This window comes from Flavobacterium terrae (assembly GCF_900142035.1).
In the GTDB taxonomy this organism is placed as follows: domain Bacteria; phylum Bacteroidota; class Bacteroidia; order Flavobacteriales; family Flavobacteriaceae; genus Flavobacterium; species Flavobacterium terrae.
Map to the genome: position 1 here is coordinate 798,340 of NZ_FQZI01000001.1, position 22,209 is coordinate 820,548.

Genomic DNA, 22,209 nt, shown 5'->3' on the forward strand with positions numbered 1-22,209 from the left:
TTTTATATGTCTAAGATACAGGCACTTTTACTTACTTTAATATTCTTTACAACGCTAAATACTTTAGCACAAGAAACGCCGTATCAATTAAAAAAGGTTTTTGTTCAAAAAGATTCAATACAAATAGATAGTGTAAGCATTAACAAGAGCTTCTTCAAACTTCAAACTTCCAAGGGAGAAGATGTGGATACATCTTATTATAAAGTTGACTTTCAGAAGGCAGAGTTGATTTTCAAAAATGGTTATACCCCACAAGATACCTTAACGATCAGATATTTAAAATTCCCTGATTTCTTGACTAAAGAATACATGATTTATGATAAAAATAAGGTAGTTAGTAGTGAAAATGGACTAGATAAATTGTACAAAGTATCAAATGCTGGTGTAAAAAAGTTTACTCCGTTTGATGGGTTAACTACATCAGGAAGTATATCTAGAGGAGTTTCGATAGGAAATAACCAAAACACTTCTGTAAGTTCGAATCTAGATTTGCAAATTGTAGGTAAACTATCTGATAAAGTAAGTTTAAGAGCTTCTATTCAAGATAGTAATATTCCTTTGCAGCAAGGTGGGTATTCCCAAAAATTAGATGAATTTGACCAAATTTTCATAGAACTTTTTAGTGAGAAATGGAGTGTAAGAGGAGGAGATTTATTTTTAGAAAACCGAAAATCTAGATTTTTAAATTTCAATAAAAAGGTGCAGGGAATTGCTTCACAATTCACTTTTGGAACTCCAGAGAAAAAGACTGAGGTTTTTGCATCAGGAGCATTAGTAAGAGGACAATATGCTAAAAGTACTTTTGTGGGCCAAGAAGGGAATCAAGGACCATACAAGTTAAAAGGTCCTAACGAAGAGTTGTATATTTTAGTCATTTCAGGTTCTGAAAGAGTTTTTGTTAATGGAATTTTATTAAAAAGGGGAGAAAACAACGATTATGTTATTGATTACAATGCTGGAGAAATAACTTTTACTTCTCTATATCCTATTACTTCTGAGATGAGAATCTCTGTTGAGTATCAATATTCTGATAGAAATTTTACCCGATTTGTAGCTTATGGTGGTGTAAACCACGAACAAGAAAAATGGAGTTTGGGAGGTTATGTGTATTCTGAAAATGATGTAAAAAATCAACCACTTCAACAAAATTTATCTACAGAACAGGCTCAAGTTCTTGCTAATGCTGGTGATGATCAATCTTTAATGGTAGCGCCTTCGGCAGTTGAAGAATCATTTTCGGATAACAAAATACTCTACAAAAAGGTCCTGATAAGTGGAGTAGAAGCTTTTGAATTTTCTACTAATCCTGCAGATGTTTTATATAGCGTTAAGTTTACTTTTTTAGGTCAAAATCAAGGAAATTATATTGTTTCTAGCACCATAACAAACGGAAGAGTTTTTAAATATGTTGAGCCAATTGCTGGAGTAATGCAAGGAAGTTATGAGCCAGTGGTGAAGTTAATTGCGCCAACTAAAATTCAAATTGCTACAGTTTTAGGTAAATTTAATCCAAACGAAAAGACACTTGTTGATTTTGAAGTAGGGATTAGCAATAACGATCAAAATTTATTTTCTGATAAAGATGATAAAAACAATCAGGGATTGGCTGGAAAATTAAATTTTAAACAAAGATTGTTTACTGGAAAATGGAAAGTAGATGCATTTGGTAATTATCAGTTAATTCAAAAAAACTTTAAGCCAATAGAACGATTATTTGCAATAGAATTTAATCGTGATTGGAATTTATTAAATCCGCAAGGGAATCAAAGTTTAGCAATAACTGGATTTGATTTTTCATTAGCTGAGAAATCGAATTGGAAATACCAATTTGAAAAATTGGATTTTTCACAAAGTTTCTCGGGTAGTCGTCATATAGTTTCGGGTTTCTTTAAAAACAAAGGATGGTTGTTTCAAAACGACGGAAGTTACATGAGTAGCGATGGAAGCTCAGCTACATCAAAGTTTATCAGAAATCAGTCGTATGCAAAGTATCATTTTACTAAAAATTGGGTAGGAGGTAGCTTTAGACATGAAAACAATCGAGAAAAAGACAAGTCTACGGGGCAATTGTCTAATTTAAGCCAACGTTTTTCTGAGGTTGGTGCATTTGTTGGGCGTGGAGATTCTACCAAAGTATTTGTTGAATTAGGGTATTTAAATAGAGTAAATGATAGTATTAATTTAGGTGTTTTGCAAAGAGTAAATACTTCTCAGTCGTATTATCTGAAATCTAAATTACTACAAAATGAAACCAGTGATTTATCGGTTTTTGTTAATTACCGAAATTTAAAATATAAAGATTCAAGAGGAAATGAGCCTTCGCTTAATTCGAGAATATTGTATAATGATCGTTTTTTCAATCAACTTATACAAAATACAACAGTCTACGAAACCACTTCGGGCACAATTCCACAACAAGAATTTAGTTTTTTAGAAGTAGATCCCGGAAAAGGAGTGTACGCTTGGAATGACTATAATAACAACGGGATTCAAGAAATTCAAGAGTTTGAAATTGCGGCTTTTCCAGATCAAGCTAAGTATGTAAAGATTTTTTTGCCTAACCAAATTTTCATCAAAACACATCAAAATAAATTTTCAGAATCTATTACTTTAAATCCATCTATTTGGCAAAATAATGGTGGAGTTAAGAAGTTTCTTTCACACTTTTACAATCAAACATCTTACTTAATCGAAAGAAAAATTAAAAGAGAAAATGATAATTTTGATTTGAATCCTTTCTCTACAAAAAGTAAAGATTTACTTGGTTTAAATACAAGTTTTAGAAATAGTTTGTTTTATAATAGAGGCAAACAAATGCATTCTGTGAGTTATAGTTTTATCTATAATGAATTGACAAGTCTACAATCGTCTGGACAACAAGAAGCAAAGAATGTTTCTCATGAAATGCAGTACATATATTTATTGAAGAAATATTGGTTGTTTACCCTTTCGGATAAAATATTTACTTCTTCAGTTAGTTCAGAAAATTACTTTGCTCGAAATTTTAAAATAAACGGTCTTCAATTTGAGCCTAAAATATCTTATTTGTTTAACAAAAACGCAAGTTTAGATATCTTTTATGAATTTAAAAACAAAGAGAATACAATTGGAGAAAAAGAAGTTTTAAAGCAAAATAGATTTGGATTGTCTTTCAATTTTTTAAGTGAGAAAAAGTTTACTGCAAATGGTGAGATTTCATCAGTCAATAACGATTTTACAGGTAATGAATTTTCTCCCGTTGGCTTTCAGATGTTAGAAGGTCTTCAAGCAGGTAAAAACTTTACATGGCGATTGTTACTTCAAAAAGGGTTGACTGATTACTTAGATATTAATATCAATTATCAGGGAAGAAAATCGGAGTTAAGTAAAGTAATTCATACTGGTAATGTACAGTTGAGAGCTTATTTTTAGATTGGTATGTTTTTTGTTAAAAAAGTAGTAAATTTAATGTACATCTAAAAAATTAAAGAAATGAGAAAATTAGTATTACTATGTTTGTTATTTGTTTTTTCTAATAGTTTTTACGCACAAGAAACTGGAACGGCAAAAACATTGACTGCTGCCGAAAAAGCTGAAAAAGCAAAATTGGCTAAAGAGAAAAGAGAAAAAACTAAGCTTGCTAAAGAAAAAGCGGAAGCCAAAGACAAAAAAGCGAAAACTTTAGAAAATAAGGCTGATGCCAAAATTAAAGATGAAGCAAAGTCTGCGAAATCTAAATCAACAAAAGCAAATTCAGAGGCTAAGGAAAAAGTAAATAATGCTTCGGACAAAGGTCAAGTTCAATCTGCCAAAGGAAAGGCTAAAGCTGCTGTAAATAAATCCGATGCTAAAGTAAAGGATGAAGGTAACTCTACAGCAAAAAAAGCGAAAACAGTTGCAAATAAAGCTGATGCTAAAGTTAAAGATGAATCAAAATCTGTAAAAACTATTAAGCCAAAAAAAGAAAGAGTTTCTAAAGAAAAAGCAAATCCTAATACTACTGATAAAGTAATTGGAAAATACAATGACAGAAAAGTGTATGAAGGGCCTAGAGGAGGTAAATACTATATTAATAAAAATGGTAATAAAACCTATATAGACGATGAAAAAGTAGATTAATTTCTAGATATTCAATTATAAAAGAGGCCTTATTAAAAGGCCTTTTTTATTTCAAATTAGTGTCAACAAAATTCTTGCAGTAAGACTTTATTAAGTCTCTTACTCTTTCAAATTCTTTTTTTATTTCTTCTTCAGTTCCCGAAGCCTTTGCAGGGTCTGGGAAATTGTAATGATACTTTTTAGAATTTCCAATAAAAATTGGGCAACTTTCTTTAGCGTTGTCGCAAACTGTAATCACATATTCAAAATCGATATTTTTATATTCATCTACATGATTAGAGGTATGGGTGCTAATATCGATGTTGTCTTCTTTCATTGTGCTAATGGCTTTTGGGTTTACACCATGAGTTTCTATTCCCGCACTATAAATGATGGCTTTTTCTTTTGCGAAGTATCTCAAATACCCTTCAGCAATTTGGCTTCGACAACTGTTGCCGGTACATAAAACTAAAACTTTCTTTTTTTCCATAATCTATTAAACAAAAAGCCAAATTATATTTATAATGCAAAACTTAGGATCAAAACCAAAAACAGCTTGTAGTATAATTACTGATGAGGTTATTATAATTGGTTTTTTATACTTGATAATTTTTTCCTTCATATTAACAACAGCTAGAATTAGGAGAACAACATGAAGTTTCCACCTCTTGATTAGCCTCTTTTGTAGGTATTCCGCAAGCATCATTCGCTAAACAGGCAGTTTTTTTGTTGTTTAAAACAAAGTTTTTGCCATTAAAAGATAAGTCGTATTTGCCTATAGTTTCTCCTTGAAACTCTACTTCTACAATGTTGTCTTCTATCCCTAACTTTTCTTCTGATAGCTCGATGATTTTCATCAACTTCATTGGTTTTAAACGATGCTCATAATCGTTAGCATCCCATAGCTGGAAGTTTACTACTTTTTCATTTCTTATAGTGCCACCACAGTCAATAAATGTTTTTGTAATTGTTCCAATTTCAGTCACATGGAAATGTTCTGGTACAAATGTTCCATTTTCTAATTGAAATTCTACGTTCTCTAATGAATGTAAAATGCTTTTAACTTCTGATAGTTTCATAGTTCATAATTTTATATCGTATTATTACGATGATTAATTTCAAAAAAATGCTAACAACAATTGGATTTAAAATCCATTGTGAAAAATACGTTTAGTTCAGTCTTTATTTCTTGCCAAACAATAGGATCTATACAATAACAAACACTGGCACCTTCAATATTTCCTTTAATAATTCCAATGCTTTTTAATTCTTTTAGATGTTGAGAAATTGTAGCTTGTGCTAATCCTAATTCATTTACTAAATCATTACAAATACATGCATTTTGTTTTATAATATGTTCTAGAATTGCAATTCTTGCCGGATGAGCCAAAGCTTTAAGTATAGAAGCTAGTCTATTCTGTTTTTCGTTAAATATGTCTGTTTTAGTTATTCCCATAATAAATTATATCGCAATATTACGATTAATATCTTGATTTAAAAATGATTTTGTAAAATTTAACATAAAACAAAAGGCTCAAATAGAGCCTTTTGTAATAGAATTGGGGTACTAATCAACTCAAACTTAAATTATTCTTTTATAAATTTTATTGTTCCTTGTCTATTTGCATCATCTGTAAGTTTTACAAAATACACTCCTTTTGATAATTCAGAAACAGAGTAATTTTGTTCAGAAGAAAAACCACCTTTGTAGCTTTTTACCAATTGACCAGTAATTGTATAGATTTCTACCGTTTTGATAGAATCTGATAAATTAAAATAATCACTTGATGGGTTAGGGTACAATGTTATTGTATCTGCTAAGTTAAACTGCTGAGTAGATAAACTCTGAGCAGGTTGATTACCATAAACTCTAAATCCACCAGAAGGTACCGAAATCACAGCTTGTGTGTCGGTTACATTGATTGATGAACCATCCATTAAATTGTACCATGTTCCTGTATACGGGAAATTAGGATTAATAGTCAAATTGGCTACAGAAAAATTAGCTAAAACAACAACGTTTTTAAGGGTTGTAGTCGGTAAAGAATTGTCAAAAACATAAAGTCTTTGTTTTACAGTACTACCATCGTTATTTATAGTGTAGTCTCCTTCAAAAACAGCTTCTTGTGTTTTAAGGATGTTAAACTTTCTCCAATTATTATAAATAGCACTTCTATTTGCATCTGCTAACCAATTTTCTACCCATTGTGGTTGAGGTTTAGTGGCCAATTTACAATCTCCAGAAGTTGGGTCAGTTTCTGTATTTACAGTGCCATTAGTACATGTGTAAATAGAATCATCCATACCTAATTCAGCAAAATGCCAAATCATTTTAGGACCAGGAACTAGTATTGAAACAGCACCAATCGTTGACATTCTGTTTAATGCATTTGGTAAATTATTAAATACAGGGAATGCTCCTCCAGCATTACCGCTAGTAAGTCCAGTATACATCAAACGATCTTTATCATGACTTTCAGGATAACCTAATAATCTTTTGCCTAAAAAGGTAGGTCTACTTTTATGGCCAACACCACTTATATCAGCGCCTGCATTACCTTTCATTAAAATTTCATATTGAGAAGTCATTTCTCCCCACATCATAACGCCTTTACTAGGGTTTTCAGCTATTCGGTAATTTGCCCATTCTTTTTCCTCGTTTTCAGAACCAAGGTGTTCAAAAATAGCATAATGTGTAGGATCTAATGACCAGCAATGGTCTACATATTCTTTTAATATAGCTACACGATCAGCTTGGTAAGAATTAGTACAAGAGTCATCTCCAGCAGTACAATTTTGGGTAAATCCTTTTGTTAAATCCCAACGGAAACCATCAATCTTATATTCCTGAATCCAATGTTTAGCTACTCTTTTTACATAGTCTTTTGTTAATGTTGATGAGTGATTAAAATCAGAACCTACACTATAACTATGTCTTGCTACCGTGTTGAAATAAGGATTCTCAGAGCTTGGATCTCCCCATCCATCGCCATCAGGATCATTCATCCACATTCTATTCATTGGATTTCTTCCAAATGCGTGATTTAATGCAATATCTAAAATTACAGCAATACCATTTGAATGGCATAAATCTACAAGTTCTTTGAGCTTGTTTGAAGGGCCATAGTGTTTGTCTAATGCCATATGGAAAGCAGTGTTATAGCCCCAACTTTCATTTCCTTCAAATTCCATAACAGGCATTAATTCAATGGCATTAATTTTCAAATTTTTGAAATAGTCAATTTTATCAATTAAATCTTGAAAGTTTCTGTCAGAATCAAAATCTCTAACTAATGCTTCATAAACAATTAAATCTTCTTTTTTAGGTTTTGTAAATGAAGTATTATTCCACGGGTAAGCTGTTTGACCAGTTTGTAAAACGGTTACTTCTCTTTCCTGACCAGCTGGGTAAACGGGCATGTTAGGATAAGTAGAAGATGGAGTCCATGGATCATCATAAGGTGATAATACCAAAGTTGAAAAAGGATCTGCTGTTTTAACTAAAGAAGGTGAATTGGCAATTGGAGTTTGATCTACAACCCAGTATTGATAATGCTCAATTTGTCCCGGTGTTAAACCATTTAATTCAAGCCAAAACTTTCCAGATGTTGGGTCTTTTTTCATAGCATACGCAGCAGTAGGTTGATAGTTGTTGAAACTTCCTGCAACATATACAAAATCTTTTCCTGGTGCAGTTAAAACTAAAGTTGCTTTAGTTGGATCTGAAATGTTGTAATTGATACCATCTTCTAAACCTCCAGCCATAGCTTGAGAGATAATTCCAGGATTTACAATTACACTAAACTTTTTCGATTTTGTAACACTTGCTTGCGTTACTTCAAGCACATAAGAAGTATTAGCAGTAATGTTAGTGTGATTAAAATTGTATGTTGAAACACCGTTACTGGTATTAATACTAACATTATTAGCTTTTAGATTATAATTAGCTGTGCCATTAGTATTATTTGCAGAAATAGTTAAGTTACTTCCCGAAGTTATAATTGTTGCTGAGTTTTCAGTCGGAGAAGTCAAATTAAGATTGAATAAACCAACTTCAACTAACATATCTTGGCTTTTCTTGTCACCTGTACCATCTTTAGCTTTAACTAGAAAACCTATTCTACCAATATTAGATCTGTTATAAAATGTGTTGGGAATAAATGTAATAGAATAAGTATCGTTTCCTGAATTATAAGTCAATCTATTGGTTTCACTTGAGTTGGTCCAAGTACCATTTGTTGGGCAATCAATAATGTTAGAATCATTTATGTCGTATGACCAAGCCCATAAATACAAGGCATTTCCTACTACTCCCCAAGTGGCTTCATTAACTGAATTCCCTTGAAAAGTTAACGTTATTGATTGGTTTTCTTCAAAGGCAGTTGGGTTTACATTATAACTAATGTTTTGTTGTTGTGCCCAAATTCCAATTGAAAAAGTAAAAAGAAATAGTTGTATAATTTTTTTCATTGTGAGTATTTGTTAAAAAAAGCTGGTCAAACCAGCCTTTTTTTTGTTTACTGTATACTGTAAGTGTATTTTCTAGGATTGCTTAAATCTAAAATTACTGTATAAGTTCCAGGAGTTGAAACTGTTAAATTAGGCCCTCCGTAATCCATTGAATCATCACCATCGTTGTCAGCACCTAAATTTAATGACCAACCATTATTTGCTCTAAATTTGAATTCTCCAGCACTTAAAGCAATTGTAATTTCCCATTTTTTTGTTGTTGGGTTATAAGTCATATCGTGATCTGGAGCTGGGTCAGGCCATCCATTAGGAGTTGCAGAACCAGTTATTGCCCAATTCGCTTGATCAGTTGAATAAGTTCCTGCAGCAGTATTAGCTTTTACTAAATAGTATCCAGCAGAAGCTTGACAGTTTGATTCGTTTGTTTCTACTAAAACGCCTGCAAAAGTTCCATCGTCCCCATAGTCTGTATTACCCCAAGCAAATTGACCAGATGCATTAGGAGCTACAAATTTAAATTCTCCGTCTAACCACACATATCCTTCGTAATCAGTTGCGCCATAAGCAGATGAAGCTAATAAAGGTGCTGTAGGAGGATCCCAACCTTGATGATTTCCAGGAACCGCAAGTTTAGGCAAATCAGTTGTAAAAGGAGTAACGTTGATAGTTAATTTGTTTGAAATAACTTCCATTACATTTGAAGTTCCTAATGAAGCTTTTACTCTAATGTCTATACCTCCAACTGAAAAAGGGATTAGTCCTGCTTCAAGAACTTTAGCATTAAACTGTTCATTACTTAAAGAAATTTGTCTCGCATTCGTTATTTGTAATGATTTTGGATCAGCAAAATCAGTACCTGCTTGAGCGATTTCAACATCATAGTTTACTTCAGTATTTACTGAGTACTTCGCATGGTTCCAAACTACAGTGATTGCAGGATTTGCAGGATTTGCAGGATCAAGTACGTATGATGTTCCTTCTTCTGGTGATACAAGAACAGGAGCATCTCCTGGTTCAACAACAGGATTTTTATCTTCTACTTCACAAGCAGTAAAACCTGCTAGTAAAGCCATTATCGAAACTATTTTAAATATTTTTTTCATTGTTCTTTATATTAAAAAATTAATAGCCAGGGTTTTGTGTTAAATTAGGGTTAGCTTGTAAAGCAGTAGTTGGAATTGGAAATAAGTTGTATGTTGCAGAAATTGGTTGTCCGGCAGCAACACCACCTTTCCATGGCCAGATATATGTATTTCCGGCAAATTTTCCAAAACGAATTAAATCAGTTCTTCTGTGTCCTTCAAAGTTTAATTCTCTACCTCTTTCATCGATAATAAAATCTAAATTTAATTCAGCAAGAGTTATCGGTAAAGCACCAGCTCTAGTTCTCACTTGATTTACATAAGTTAATCCTTGAGCAGTTGTAGTTCCAGTAGCTCCTCTAAGCGCACATTCAGCATACATTAAATAAGCATCTGCTAATCTAAATAATGGAAAATCAGTACCTGAAAAATCAGTTGATCCCGAAGCACCAGAAAGATTTGAATTTCTGAATTTTATTGCTGGATAACCATTTGTCCAAACTTTATAATCATTCATTTCATATGAATGTCCATTTTTCCAAAAAAGGTGTGCTCTTGAGTCAGGAGATGCATCTAATGCAGTAGGTGTGCTACCAAAAAGACCATACCAAGCTTTTGTAGCTCTATGACCTCCCCAACCTTGTAATGCACCATAATCACTTAAGGTCATGGTGTCAGTGCTTAAACTTCCATTAACTATATATGTTGTATTACCATAACTTTGACTAGATACAGCATCAGCTAATAAAGGGAAAATGATTTCTGGAGAAGTATTATTATCACCTGAAAAATTAGCTAAGAAATTAGGAGCTAAACTATACCCACCTTCATCAATTACTTTTTTAATGTATGTAGCTGCATCGTTATATCTTGAAGTTCCAGTATACACTTCAGCATTCATATAAAGTTTTGCTAACAACATACGTACAACTGATTTGTTAGCTCTACCATACGTGTTAGTTGCAAAAATTTTCCCTTCAATATCTAAAAGTTCACTTTCTACAAAGTTAAACATTTCTGTACGCGTTGCTTGTGGTTTAGGAGTCGTGTTTCCTAAGTCGTCTTCTGTAACAATAACGCCTTTTCCAAAACAATCAATCATATAGTAATAAGCTAGTGATCTTAAAAAACGTAATTCACTAACATACTGTTCTTCGTTGGCAACATCAACTCCTTCTTCTAAAACTTTAATTATATTATTAGTTTGAGGAACTGTATAATATACTCTATCGTATAAATATCGGAAGAATTTATTGTTCGGAGTCCAACCTTTGGTTGTTGTTAACTGATCAAGTCCATCATCACCCCATCTATTTTTAATGGCATCAGCGGTAAAATCTTGAAGATTTATAATACCTCTTAAAAAAGCAGTTTCTCCAGGGTCTGGCCCTGAAATATCAGCACTTCCAGGGCCATTTGGTCCTGATAAAGCAAAGGTTCCATACATTTTTGATAAGAGACCTTCTATAGCTTGTGGATCATTTGCTAGCAATTGTTCTAAAGATAACTCAACTACTGGTTTTGTTTCTAATTCATCTAAACAAGAGGTGAATAGCAATCCAATTAAGCTAAATCCTATGAGTTTTAATTTTATGTTTTTCATTTTCAATTCTTAAAAATTAACATTTACACCAAAACTATATACTTGTGGTCTTGGATAGAAATTATTATCAATTGCGTTAAAATTTTCTGGATCTTGTCCCGAATATTTAGTAACTAAAAACAAGTTGTTTGCAGCAACATAAAGACGTAATGATCCATTTTTAATAGCATTGTTTACTTTATATCCTAACGTAATGTTTTCACATCTCAGGAAACTGGCATCTTCAAGGAAATAATCTGAAAAATAACGCGGGTCATTATTGTCTTGAAATAATGTTTCTCCACTTAGAATATTAGTCAAAGCATTACTATTTACTGGAACTACTTGATTAGCATTACCGCTTTGCATTGCTCTAGCATTGTAAGTTAAACCTCCAACTTGACCTCTAAAACTAGCAGTTAAATCAATGTTTTTATAAGTAACAGTTGTACCAAAACCAAATGTCCAGTTGGGACGCATTGCTCTATATACTCTATCTTCATCATTAATTACATTGTCGTTATTTCTGTCTACAAATGCACCTTCAATTGGTTTTCCGTTTGAATCGTAAATTTGTTCAAAAACCCAGGCTGAATAGGGTTGAAAACCTACTGCATGTCTAGCTAATCTAACACCTGTTCCTATTGGTAATCCAGATTCATCTGCAGATACAGAACTTCTTCCTTTTAAGTCAGTAACTTCTGAATGATTAAATGCAAGATTTCCATTTAATTCCCAAGTAAAGTTATCATTAGATATAGGTTTAATGCTTAAACTTGCTTCTGCACCTTCTCCTTCAGTGGACCCTACATTTGAAACAAACTCGTTTGTAAGGGATTGGCCAGGCGAAGCTTGAACTCTAGCTAAAAGATCATCTGTTTTTCGTTTGTAAAGATCAACACTTCCTGATATAATGTCTTTAAATAGACCAAAATCTAGTCCAACATTATAAGTAGTTGTTTTTTCCCAAGTTAAATTTGGATCAAATGGTAAAGCTGAATATGAGTTAAAGCCAGGTAAATACTGACTACTACTTCCTGCAGCACTAAACAATGGAACTGATGGATAATATCCCACGGCTCCTGTGATATCTTGTTGACCAGTTTTACCCCAGCCAAATCGAAGTTTTAGATTGTCTACAATTTTATTTTCTTTTAAGAAAGACTCATCATTAATTTTCCAAGCAAAAGCTGCAGAAGGGAAATAACCCCAACGTTTGTTTTCTCTAAAAAGTGAGGATCCATCTGCTCTGTAAGAAAAAGTAAATAAATATTTATTTGCTAAATCAATGTTAGCTCTTCCAAAGAATGATTGCAAGTTTAGAACATTATAATATCTATTAGTTGGATTTTGAGCGTTAATGACTACTTCTCTTAAACCAGTTGTAGCATTGTATTGGTATCTGGTTTGATTTCCGTCATTTTTAAAGTTTTGATAAGAATAGCCACCTTGTATGTCAAATTTTTTCAAAAATCCATTTAGTTCTTTTGTGTAAACTAAATAGCCATCCATTGTTTTATTTGTGATATGTTGTCTTTCACTATAATTTACCCCTGGATTAAATATGCCACCACTTTGAGGTCTGTATGTTTGAATTGCATTTCCAAAGTATTCTTCTTTGATGTTTGATCTTGATGCTTCAATTCCTAGATTTAGAACAGCTCTTAAATCTGGGAAAAAGTGAAGTTTGTAATCAAATTCAACATTTCCTAAAACCTTTTTAATTTCCTCAGGTCTTTTTCTTTGTTCAATAATAGCTAATGGGTTTGTAGGTCCGTCAAGAGTATAAGCATTTAAACCTGTATCGAATCGATATCCTTGATAGTATCCTCCAAATATATTATTTGGACTTGAAGCATAAACTGGTTTTGTTGGATCCATATTTATTGCACCGCCAAAAATTCCACCTTCATCAATGGTGTTTTTTTCTGACCATTGCCCTTTAGCATTAAAATCTATTTTAAGATGATTGTCTAAAAGGGTAGGGTTCATTTTTAATGAAGTTGTAACTCTTTCGAATTCATTAGTTCTAACCAATCCTTCAGCATTTGTATAGCCTACAGAAGCTCTGAAAGGTATTTTTTTGAATAAATTAGCTCTAGCACTAAAATGATTGTCAGATGTTACAGAGTTTTGGTATATGGCATCTTGCCAGTTTGTGTCATACAAAATTCTTCCTTCAATTTGTGGGGTTGATGGGTCATCTGTTAACGTATTACTTGGGTCATCAATACCTAAATTGTTGGTTAACGTAGGAAAGTTATTTCTAACAAATTCTGCAAATTCGGGACCTCCCATCATTTTAACTCTATCTCTAGCATTACCTATAGCTACGCTACTTGAGAAATTAAATTCAGGCTTGCCAGAAGTTCCCTTTTTAGTTGTAATGATGATAATTCCGTTTGAAGCTCTTGAACCATATATTGCAGTTGCAGAAGCATCTTTTAAAATGCTGAAAGTTTCAATGTCATTAGGGTTTACTAATGAAAGTGGATTACCATTTCCAGCAGCATTAACCAAATCGATTGGCACGCCGTCTATTACAATGAGTGGATTGTTTTGTGCACTTAAAGATGATCCTCCACGAATACGAATATTAGGCGCAGAATCTGGTGCTCCACCCGCAGTAGTAATTCTAACTCCAGGAGCTTTACCAGTTAGTAACTGATCTACAGAAACAACCGGTCCTTTGTTAAAGTCTTTACTTGTAATTAAATCTACTGATCCAGTAGCGTCTTTCTTTTTAACAGAACCATAACCAATCACAACTACTTCATCTAATTTAGAAGATGATTCTTGTAGGCCTACTGTGATATTGTTTTGTCCAGTGAAGGTGATTGCTTCTTCTGTGAATCCTAAATAGGAAAAGGTGATAATATCTCCTTGTTTTAAATTTGTTAATGTAAAGCTTCCGTCAAATCCTGTGGAAACTCCATTAGTTGTTCCTTTTACAAGTACATTTACTCCAGGTAATGGTTCGCCTAATTTTTTGTCGGTAACAATTCCTGATAACTTACTCTGAGCGAGCAAAGTAGCTGGTAGCATGAGTAGTAAAAGTAAAAACTTATTATACAATGTTTTCATACAATTTGTTTAGGTTAAAAATTGATTTTAAAACACATATTTTTTACTTCGATTGTTAAATTTAGTTAAAATTTCTAATAAATTTCACGAACACTTGTTAATTGTGCACCGAAAACGTTTTCGTGTTAAAAACTTTTGATAAAAATCATTTTTTTGTAGGTAAAATTGCCATTCCAAAAAATATAATTTACTTTTATTTTAGAATCACTATTTTCTAAAAACTATTAATGAAAAAGAAAATCACTTTAAAACAAATTGCTAAAGAGTTAGATGTCTCAATATCAACGGTTTCTAAATCGTTAAGAAATAGCACAGAAATTAGTGAGGACACTCGCGAAAAAGTACAAGCTTTTGCAAAATTGTATAATTTTAAACCTAATAACATTGCTTTGAGTTTGAAGAATAGAAAAACTAAGACTATAGCGGTAATAATACCTGAAATTGTGCATCATTTTTTTGCTACTGTTATTAGTGGTATAGAAAGTGTTGCGAATGAAAATGGATATAATGTTATTGTTTGTCTTTCAGATGAGTCATTTGATAAAGAAGTGATCAACATGGAGATGCTTGCTGGAGGCAGTATAGATGGTTTTATTATGTCTTTATCAAAAGGAACCCAGTCTAAAGGAGATTTTCATCACATACAAGAGGTTATTAATCAAGGTATGCCTGTTGTAATGTTTGACCGAATTACGAATGACATATTTTGTGATAAAGTAATTATTGATGACAAAACTGCGGCTCAAGATGCGGTTAACTATCTAATATTTAAAGGAGAAAAGAAAATAGGTTTAATTACTACTGTAGATTATGTAAGTGTAGGGAAGTACAGAACTGATGGTTACATGCAGGCACTTAGACAAAACAATCTAATTGTTAAGGATGAACTCATTTTAAAAATTGAAGATATTGACAATTGCGCAATTGAAATAGAGAAATACATAAAAGAAAATGATATAGACGGTATTTTTGCTGTAAATGAACTTTTTGCTGTTACTGCAATAAAAGCAGCAAGAAAGTTAGGTAAGAGAGTTCCAGAAGATTTATCAGTAATTGGATTTACAGATGGGATTATTTCAAATTATTCCACACCTTCAATTACAACTGTTAGTCAAGACGGGGTTATTATGGGGCAAAAAGCGGCCAAATTACTTATTGATAGACTAGAAAATGATGAAGAAGATGAGTTTTATACTACAGAAATTGTAGACACACATCTAGTAGAAAGAGAGTCGACAAAATAAAAGTTATTAAGACTATAACGTTGTAGTGCCTTATTTTTAAGGGTATTCCATTTTTAGCGTATACAACTAATTTAAATCTTTATTATATTTACGTTAATATTATCAAGCACATACTTTTTTACTTCGAAACTAAAAATATGTATTGATAAGCACATAACGCTTATCGTAGTATAAACTTTAAATTACGATAATGGAAAAGCGTAAATTAGGTTTCTGGGAGATTTGGAACATGAGTTTCGGTTTCTTAGGGATTCAGTTTGGTTTTGCCTTGCAAGGAGGATTTATGTCAAGAATTTTCCAAACATTAGGGGCAGAGTCACACGATATACCAGGACTGTGGATTGCAGCGCCTTTGACTGGATTAATAGTTCAGCCTATCATTGGTTATTTAAGTGATAACACATGGTCAACACGCTTTGGTCGTCGTAAACCTTATTTCTTAATTGGAGCTATTTTAAGTTCATTTGCTCTGTTTTTTGTTCCTTATTCATCTACTTTGTGGATTGCAGCAGGTTTTCTATGGATTCTAGATGCGTCCATAAATATTAGTATGGAGCCTTTTAGGGCTTTAGTTGCTGATAAATTGCCAGATTCGCAAAGATCATATGGATTTGTATTGCAAACTCTAATTATTGGTATTGGAACTTGGATTGCTTCAAATTTACCTTGGTTGGTTAATAAAATGGGATTTGAAGATACAGCTGCTCCTGGGGTTATTCCTGAATATGTAAAAATCGCATTCGGAATAGGTGCCTTGGTTTTTTTAATTAGTATTCTTTATACCATTTTAACTACAAAAGAATATCCTCCAAAAGATTTAGAAGCTTTTAAGTCACAAAAAAAGGAAAATACTTTTTTTAAAGATTTATTTCAATCATTGAGATTAATGCCATCCACTATGAAAAAATTGGGAGTAATCCAGTTTTTTAGTTGGTTCGCTTTTTTTACAATGTGGAGTATGGCTACTCCAGCATTAACAGAACATATTTTTAATGCTCCTGCGCCAAACAAGGAAGCTTTTAATTTTGCAATTGCAGGACAGCAAGAAGCATTTGATGCTGCAAATAAATTGTTCCAAACCGCTTCAGATAAAGTAGGTTCTGCAATGGGCTTGTATGGTTTGTCATCAATGGCTTTTGCATTGTTTTTAACTTTTTATGCTGCTAAAAGAAGTGTGAATAGAAAATATGTTCATATGTTCTCTTTAGTTGCAGGTGGATTAGGATTTTTATTGATGGGTGTTATTAAAGATCAATCTATGCTTAATGTATGTTTCTTGCTAATTGGACTTTCTTGGGGTAGCATATTATCAATGCCATATGCCATGCTTTCAAGTTCTGTTGATGAAAACAAAATGGGAATGATGATGGGACTATTCAATATGTTTATTGTAATTCCTCAAATCATTGCTGCATTGGGAGGTGTAAACAGTCTTTCAAGATTGTTTGGCGAAACAGCAATTGCGCCAATGTTATTAGCAGGTTCATCACTTGTTCTAGCAGGAATTAGTAATTTTTTAATCACTGAAGAAAGAGTAATAAAAGGGTAATGAGTAAAAAAGCTTTCATATTTGATTTAGATGGTGTAATTGTAGATACGGCCAAGTATCATTTTATGGCTTGGCAAAAATTAGCAGATAGTTTAGATATTTTATTTACACCTGAACACAACGAGGAACTAAAAGGAGTTAGCAGAGTACGTTCTCTAGAAATAATTTTACAATTAGGCAATGTAACTGCATCTGAGGAAGAAAAACAGAAGTGGCTAACACAAAAAAATGAAGATTATCTATCATATATTGAAAAAATGGACGAATCTGAAATTTTGCCAGCGGTTAGAGAAACTTTAGAATTTATTAAAGAAAATGGTCAACACATTGCATTAGGATCGGCTAGTAAAAATGCAAGGCCTATTCTTGAAAAAGTTGGGCTATTACATTTTTTTGATGTTATAGTAGATGGTAACGACGTGACAAATGCCAAACCAGATCCAGAAGTTTTTGTTAGAGCTTCAAAATTGTTAGGTGTTAGTAACGAGAATGCGATTGTTTTCGAAGACTCAGTGGCAGGTATACAAGCAGCCAATATCGCAGGTATGCTTAGCATTGGAATTGGTGAAAAAAATGTGCTAAAGGAAGCAAAATATTGTTTTCCAAATTTCTTGCACATGGATACTAGTTTTATCGAAACACTGATTAAAAAATAAGAATTAAGATTTAAAAAAATGAACCAAGATTATATAAAACCTGATAATTGGTCCATCATTGAGGAAGGATTTGATGCAGACAGAGTAAAATCATCTGAAAGTTTGTTCAGTATTGGTAATGGTGCTATGGGGCAGCGTGCTAATTTTGAAGAAGCGTATTCAGGTAAAACATTTCAAGGAAGTTATATCGCAGGGGTTTATTATCCTGATAAAACTAAAGTGGGATGGTGGAAAAACGGTTATCCAGAATATTTTGCAAAAGTATTGAATGCACCCAATTGGATAGGAATCAATGTAGAGATAAACGGAGAAAATTTAGATTTGGCAAAATGCCAATCGGTTTCGAATTTTAGACGTGAATTGAATATGAAAGAAGGTATCTATTATCGCTCTTTCGATGCAGTTTTACAAAATGGAACCGAGATAAGTGTTAATGTTACTAGATTTCTTTCCCTTAATATTGATGAATTAGGGGTTATTAATTATCAAGTTACTTCAAAAAGCAAAGAAGCAAAAATTGTATTCAAACCTTTCTTAGATGCCGGAATTGAAAACGAAGATACCAACTGGGAAGAGAAATTCTGGGAACCAAAAGGAGTGAAACATGGCGATAATCAGGCTTTTGTGACAGCACGAACTTTCAAAACACATTTTACGGCAACGACTTTCATGCAAAACAGTATCTATATTGATGGTGTTCTGCAAGAAGGAATTCACGATAATGTAGAAGAAAGCATAGATAAAATCATTTTTTCGTATGAAGTTGGGTTAACAAAAGGACAAACTGCCAGTATTCAAAAACTGGGCGGATATACCGTTTCTACCAATCATTCTTTAGATAATTTAATTCCTGCGGCACAAGCAATTTTGGCAAAAGCCAATGTGTTAGGCTTTGTTGCTTTATCGAATAATCAAAAACAAGCTTGGGCAAAAATCTGGGAAATGAGTGATATTACCATTGATGGTGATGTTAAGGCTCAACAAGGTATTCGTTTTAATATTTTCCAGTTAAACCAAACCTATTTAGGAAAAGACTCTCGTTTAAATATTGGTCCAAAAGGATTCACAGGCGAAAAATACGGTGGATCTACGTATTGGGATACCGAAGCCTATTGTATTCCGTTTTACATGGCGACCAAAGACCAGCAGGTAGCGAGAAATTTGCTGGCATACCGTTATAACCAATTAGATAAAGCGATTGAAAATGCTGAAAAGTTAGGTTTCAAAAACGGAGCGGCTTTGTATCCAATGGTTACTATGAATGGAGAAGAATGCCACAACGAATGGGAAATCACATTTGAAGAAATTCATCGTAATGGTGCGATCGCTTTTGCAATTTATAATTACTATCGTTATACAGGTGATTATAGCTATATTCCAGAAAAAGGATTGGAAGTCTTAATTGGAATTGCACGTTTTTGGCATCAAAGAGCGACCTATTCTACTAAAAAAGGACAATATGTGATTCTAGGTGTTACAGGTCCTAATGAATATGAAAATAACGTAAATAACAATTGGTATACTAATTATATTGCCAAATGGTGTATTAGCTATACGTTAGAACAAATCGAAAAAGTAAAAGAGCATTATGCAGATGATTATGCTCGTGTGATGCAAAAAGTAAATCTTCAAAATGAGGAAATGCAAAGCATGAAAGAAGTTGCGAATAACATGTATTTCCCGTATTCAAAAGAGCATCATGTGTATCTGCAACAAGACGGTTTCTTGGACAAAGAACTTATCACAGTGGCCGATTTAGATAAATCACAACGACCTATTAATCAAAAATGGTCTTGGGATCGTATTTTACGTTCGCCGTATATTAAACAAGCCGATACATTGCAAGGTTTCTATTTCTTTGAAGATCATTTCTCAAAAGAAGAATTGGAACGTCATTTTGATTTCTACGAACCGTTTACTGTTCACGAAAGTTCATTGTCGCCTTGTGTGCATTCAATTCAAGCTGCCGTTTTAGGCCGTATGGAGCAGGCCTATACATTTTATTTACGAACATCTCGTTTGGATTTAGATGATTATAACAAAGAAGTACATGAAGGTTTGCATATTACCTCAATGGCAGGAACTTGGATGAGTATAGTGGAAGGTTTTGGAGGAATGCGTGTTAAAAAAGACCAACTGACTTTCGAACCAAGAATCCCAGCTCAATGGGAAGGTTATTCATTCAAAGTAAATTTTAGAAATTCAATTGTGAAAGTTGAGGTGAACCATCAAGAAACAAAAGTTTCTGTAGAGGGTGATAACTCGCTTGAAGTCATTGTAAATGGGACATCACAATTAATCAAAAATTAATATTATGTTTAAAAATTTTGTTTCAGTAGTCATACTGTTTTTGTCATTTTGTAGTTTACAAGCTCAGGAGTTAGTTTCTCCTAATGGGAATTTTAAAATTAAATTTGCTTTGGCCAATGATGGGACACCATCATATCAACTTTTTTATAAAAATAAAGAAGTTGTAAAACCAAGTAAGCTGGGATTGGAATTGCAAAAAGATGCTAAATCATTGTTGAATGATTTTAAAATTGTTGAGGCCAAAGAAAGTACTTTCGACGAAACTTGGAAGCCGGTTTGGGGCGAAGAGAATTCAATTCAAAACCATTACAATGAATTAGCTATACGACTGAAACAAAATACTACCGACAGAGATATTATTATAAAATTCAGATTATTTAATGAAGGATTAGGATTTAGATATGAATTTCCGGAACAAAAGAATCTGACGTATTTCATCGTAAAAGAAGAACGTACCGAATTTGCCATGACAGGAAATCATACCGCATTTTGGATTCCAGGCGATTATGATACACAAGAATACGATTACACCGAAAGTAAGCTTTCAGAAATAAGAGGTTTGTTTAAAAAAGCAGTTACAGATAATGCCTCTCAAAAACAATTTTCTGATACAGGTGTACAAACATCATTAATGATGAAAACAGCCGATGGATTATACATCAACATTCACGAAGCGGCTTTGATTAATTATTCATGCATGCACTTGAATTTAGACGACAAAAATTTTGTTTTTCAATCACACTTAACGCCAGATGCAAAAGGGAATAAAGGTTATTTGCAAACACCTTGTGTGTCACCTTGGAGAACAATAATTGTAAGTGATGATGCTCGTGATGTTTTGGCATCACGTATGACATTGAATTTAAATGAACCATCAAAAATTGAAGATACTTCATGGATCAAACCAGTAAAATATGTTGGTGTTTGGTGGGAAATGATTACGGGTAGAAGTTCTTGGGCATATACCGATGAGGTTCCTTCGGTACATTTAGGAGTAACTGATTTTACAAAAACAAAACCTAACGGGAAACATGCTGCCAATACAAAACATGTAAAAGAATATATTGATTTTGCAGCTTTACATGGCTTTGACGGTGTATTGGTGGAAGGTTGGAATGAAGGTTGGGAAGACTGGTTTGGACACGAAAAAGATTATGTGTTCGATTTCGTAACGCCATATCCAGATTTTGATGTAAAAGGTATTCATGAGTATGCAAAGTCAAAAGGAATTAAAATGATCATGCATCATGAAACTTCAGGCTCTACAAGAAATTACGAGCGTCATTTAGATAAAGCATTCAAATTCATGAATGACAATGGTTACGAAGCAGCTAAAACAGGTTATGTAGGTAATATTTTGCCTTTAGGCGAGCATCATTACAGTCAATCCATATTAAATCATTACCAATATGTAGTTGAAAAAGCAGCTGATTATAAAATTATGATTAATGCACATGAAGCGGTTCGTCCTACAGGTATTTGCAGAACGTATCCAAATATGATTGGAAATGAAGCAGCTCGTGGAACAGAATTTCAGGCATTTGGCGGATCAAAAGCAAATCATACTACCATTTTACCTTTTACAAGATTAATGGGTGGACCAATGGATTATACACCAGGAATCTTTGAAACAAATATTTCTAAAGTAAATCCAGGAAATAATTCGCAAGTAAATACAACATTAGCTAACCAATTAGGTTTATATGTTGTTATGTATAGTCCTTTGCAAATGGCTGCCGATTTACCTGAAAATTACAACCGTTTTTTAGATGCGTTCCAATTTATTAAAGATGTTCCTGTGGATTGGGCTACTTCAAAATATTTAGAAGCTGAGCCTGGTTATTACTTAACAATTGCTAGAAAAGACAAAAAATCAAACGATTGGTATGTTGGGAATTCCAACGGTTACAATGCTAGAACAGCTACAATTAATATGGATTTCCTAGAAAAAGGTAAAAAATACGAAGCTACAATCTATGCAGATGCTGAAAATGCTGATTATAAAACGAATCCCCAAGCTTACAAAATCACCAAACAAAAAGTAACGAATAAAACCAAACTGCAATTAAAAACAGCAGCTGGAGGAGGTTTCGGAATTAGTATTAAAGAAATTAAATAAACATTCCGTTTGTCATTCCGACGCAAGGAGGAATCT

At 33.0% G+C, this 22,209-nt stretch carries 14 protein-coding genes; 7 read left to right on the forward strand and 7 right to left on the reverse strand.

All coding sequences use genetic code 11. The annotated features are described in order from the left end of the window. The first annotated feature begins 6 nt into the window (after positions 1 to 6). Positions 7 to 3,411, forward strand: coding sequence for a hypothetical protein (locus BUC09_RS03610; protein ID WP_073308761.1), 3,405 nt, complete (start codon positions 7 to 9; stop codon positions 3,409 to 3,411). 60 nt (positions 3,412 to 3,471) lie between these two features. Continuing rightward, positions 3,472 to 4,098 carry a hypothetical protein gene (locus BUC09_RS03615; RefSeq protein WP_073308762.1) on the forward strand — a complete coding sequence of 209 codons (627 nt, stop codon included), beginning with the start codon at positions 3,472 to 3,474 and terminating at the stop codon, positions 4,096 to 4,098. Positions 4,099 to 4,144: 46 nt separating this feature from the next. Here the strand turns inward: BUC09_RS03615 and BUC09_RS03620 are convergent, their stop codons facing one another. The 7 genes from BUC09_RS03620 to BUC09_RS03650 all read right to left on the reverse strand — a co-directional run bounded on the left by BUC09_RS03620 (position 4,145) and on the right by BUC09_RS03650 (position 14,295). After that, positions 4,145 to 4,567 carry an arsenate reductase ArsC gene (locus tag BUC09_RS03620; protein ID WP_073308763.1) on the reverse strand — a complete coding sequence of 141 codons (423 nt, stop codon included), beginning with the start codon at positions 4,565 to 4,567 and terminating at the stop codon, positions 4,145 to 4,147. 133 nt (positions 4,568 to 4,700) lie between these two features. Next, positions 4,701 to 5,156, reverse strand: coding sequence for a DUF6428 family protein (locus BUC09_RS03625; RefSeq protein ID WP_073308764.1), 456 nt, complete (start codon positions 5,154 to 5,156; stop codon positions 4,701 to 4,703). A gap of 50 nt (positions 5,157 to 5,206) precedes the next feature. Continuing rightward, on the reverse strand, positions 5,207 to 5,533 hold the full coding sequence (locus BUC09_RS03630; protein WP_073308765.1) for an ArsR/SmtB family transcription factor: 327 nt from the start codon (positions 5,531 to 5,533) through the stop codon (positions 5,207 to 5,209). 131 nt (positions 5,534 to 5,664) lie between these two features. Beyond that, the gene (locus BUC09_RS03635; protein ID WP_073308766.1) at positions 5,665 to 8,547 is read right to left on the reverse strand and encodes an alpha-amylase family glycosyl hydrolase; all 2,883 of its coding nucleotides are present in this window, start codon (positions 8,545 to 8,547) and stop codon (positions 5,665 to 5,667) included. Between the two features lie 47 nt (positions 8,548 to 8,594). Next, positions 8,595 to 9,650, reverse strand: a complete 1,056-nt coding sequence (locus tag BUC09_RS03640) for a SusE domain-containing protein (RefSeq protein ID WP_073308767.1) — start codon at positions 9,648 to 9,650, stop codon at positions 8,595 to 8,597. A 19-nt stretch (positions 9,651 to 9,669) separates the two neighbouring features. Further along, positions 9,670 to 11,232 carry a RagB/SusD family nutrient uptake outer membrane protein gene (locus BUC09_RS03645; protein WP_073308768.1) on the reverse strand — a complete coding sequence of 521 codons (1,563 nt, stop codon included), beginning with the start codon at positions 11,230 to 11,232 and terminating at the stop codon, positions 9,670 to 9,672. Between the two features lie 9 nt (positions 11,233 to 11,241). After that, entirely contained in the window at positions 11,242 to 14,295 is a 3,054-nt protein-coding gene (locus BUC09_RS03650) for a SusC/RagA family TonB-linked outer membrane protein (protein ID WP_073308770.1), read from the reverse strand. 227 nt (positions 14,296 to 14,522) lie between these two features. Here BUC09_RS03650 and BUC09_RS03655 point away from each other — a divergent pair, with 227 nt between their 5' ends. The 5 genes from BUC09_RS03655 (at position 14,523) to BUC09_RS03675 (ending at position 22,173) form a co-directional block, all read left to right on the forward strand. Then, on the forward strand, positions 14,523 to 15,539 hold the full coding sequence (locus BUC09_RS03655; protein WP_073308772.1) for a LacI family DNA-binding transcriptional regulator: 1,017 nt from the start codon (positions 14,523 to 14,525) through the stop codon (positions 15,537 to 15,539). Between the two features lie 190 nt (positions 15,540 to 15,729). Then, entirely contained in the window at positions 15,730 to 17,088 is a 1,359-nt protein-coding gene (locus BUC09_RS03660; RefSeq protein WP_073308774.1) for an MFS transporter, read from the forward strand. Continuing rightward, positions 17,088 to 17,744, forward strand: a complete 657-nt coding sequence (pgmB, locus tag BUC09_RS03665; protein ID WP_073308776.1) for a beta-phosphoglucomutase — start codon at positions 17,088 to 17,090, stop codon at positions 17,742 to 17,744. Before BUC09_RS03660 ends, pgmB begins: the two co-directional genes overlap by 1 nt. 18 nt (positions 17,745 to 17,762) lie before the next feature. Further along, positions 17,763 to 20,054 carry a glycoside hydrolase family 65 protein gene (locus BUC09_RS03670; RefSeq protein WP_073308778.1) on the forward strand — a complete coding sequence of 764 codons (2,292 nt, stop codon included), beginning with the start codon at positions 17,763 to 17,765 and terminating at the stop codon, positions 20,052 to 20,054. 4 nt (positions 20,055 to 20,058) lie between these two features. Further along, on the forward strand, positions 20,059 to 22,173 hold the full coding sequence (locus BUC09_RS03675; RefSeq protein ID WP_073308780.1) for a glycoside hydrolase family 97 protein: 2,115 nt from the start codon (positions 20,059 to 20,061) through the stop codon (positions 22,171 to 22,173). The last annotated feature ends 36 nt before the right edge of the window (positions 22,174 to 22,209 follow it).

What these genes read in the sequence shown, in the direction of transcription:
- BUC09_RS03610 (WP_073308761.1), top strand. Translation starts at nt 7, where the DNA reads ATGTCTAAGATACAGGCACTTTTACTTACTTTAATATTCTTTACAACG.
- BUC09_RS03675 (WP_073308780.1), top strand. Translation starts at nt 20,059, where the DNA reads ATGTTTAAAAATTTTGTTTCAGTAGTCATACTGTTTTTGTCATTTTGT.
- BUC09_RS03625 (WP_073308764.1), bottom strand. Translation starts at nt 5,156, where the DNA reads ATGAAACTATCAGAAGTTAAAAGCATTTTACATTCATTAGAGAACGTA.
- pgmB (WP_073308776.1), top strand. Translation starts at nt 17,088, where the DNA reads ATGAGTAAAAAAGCTTTCATATTTGATTTAGATGGTGTAATTGTAGAT.
- BUC09_RS03615 (WP_073308762.1), top strand. Translation starts at nt 3,472, where the DNA reads ATGAGAAAATTAGTATTACTATGTTTGTTATTTGTTTTTTCTAATAGT.
- BUC09_RS03630 (WP_073308765.1), bottom strand. Translation starts at nt 5,533, where the DNA reads ATGGGAATAACTAAAACAGACATATTTAACGAAAAACAGAATAGACTA.
- BUC09_RS03620 (WP_073308763.1), bottom strand. Translation starts at nt 4,567, where the DNA reads ATGGAAAAAAAGAAAGTTTTAGTTTTATGTACCGGCAACAGTTGTCGA.
- BUC09_RS03645 (WP_073308768.1), bottom strand. Translation starts at nt 11,232, where the DNA reads ATGAAAAACATAAAATTAAAACTCATAGGATTTAGCTTAATTGGATTG.
- BUC09_RS03640 (WP_073308767.1), bottom strand. Translation starts at nt 9,650, where the DNA reads ATGAAAAAAATATTTAAAATAGTTTCGATAATGGCTTTACTAGCAGGT.
- BUC09_RS03650 (WP_073308770.1), bottom strand. Translation starts at nt 14,295, where the DNA reads ATGAAAACATTGTATAATAAGTTTTTACTTTTACTACTCATGCTACCA.
- BUC09_RS03660 (WP_073308774.1), top strand. Translation starts at nt 15,730, where the DNA reads ATGGAAAAGCGTAAATTAGGTTTCTGGGAGATTTGGAACATGAGTTTC.
- BUC09_RS03655 (WP_073308772.1), top strand. Translation starts at nt 14,523, where the DNA reads ATGAAAAAGAAAATCACTTTAAAACAAATTGCTAAAGAGTTAGATGTC.
- BUC09_RS03670 (WP_073308778.1), top strand. Translation starts at nt 17,763, where the DNA reads ATGAACCAAGATTATATAAAACCTGATAATTGGTCCATCATTGAGGAA.
- BUC09_RS03635 (WP_073308766.1), bottom strand. Translation starts at nt 8,547, where the DNA reads ATGAAAAAAATTATACAACTATTTCTTTTTACTTTTTCAATTGGAATT.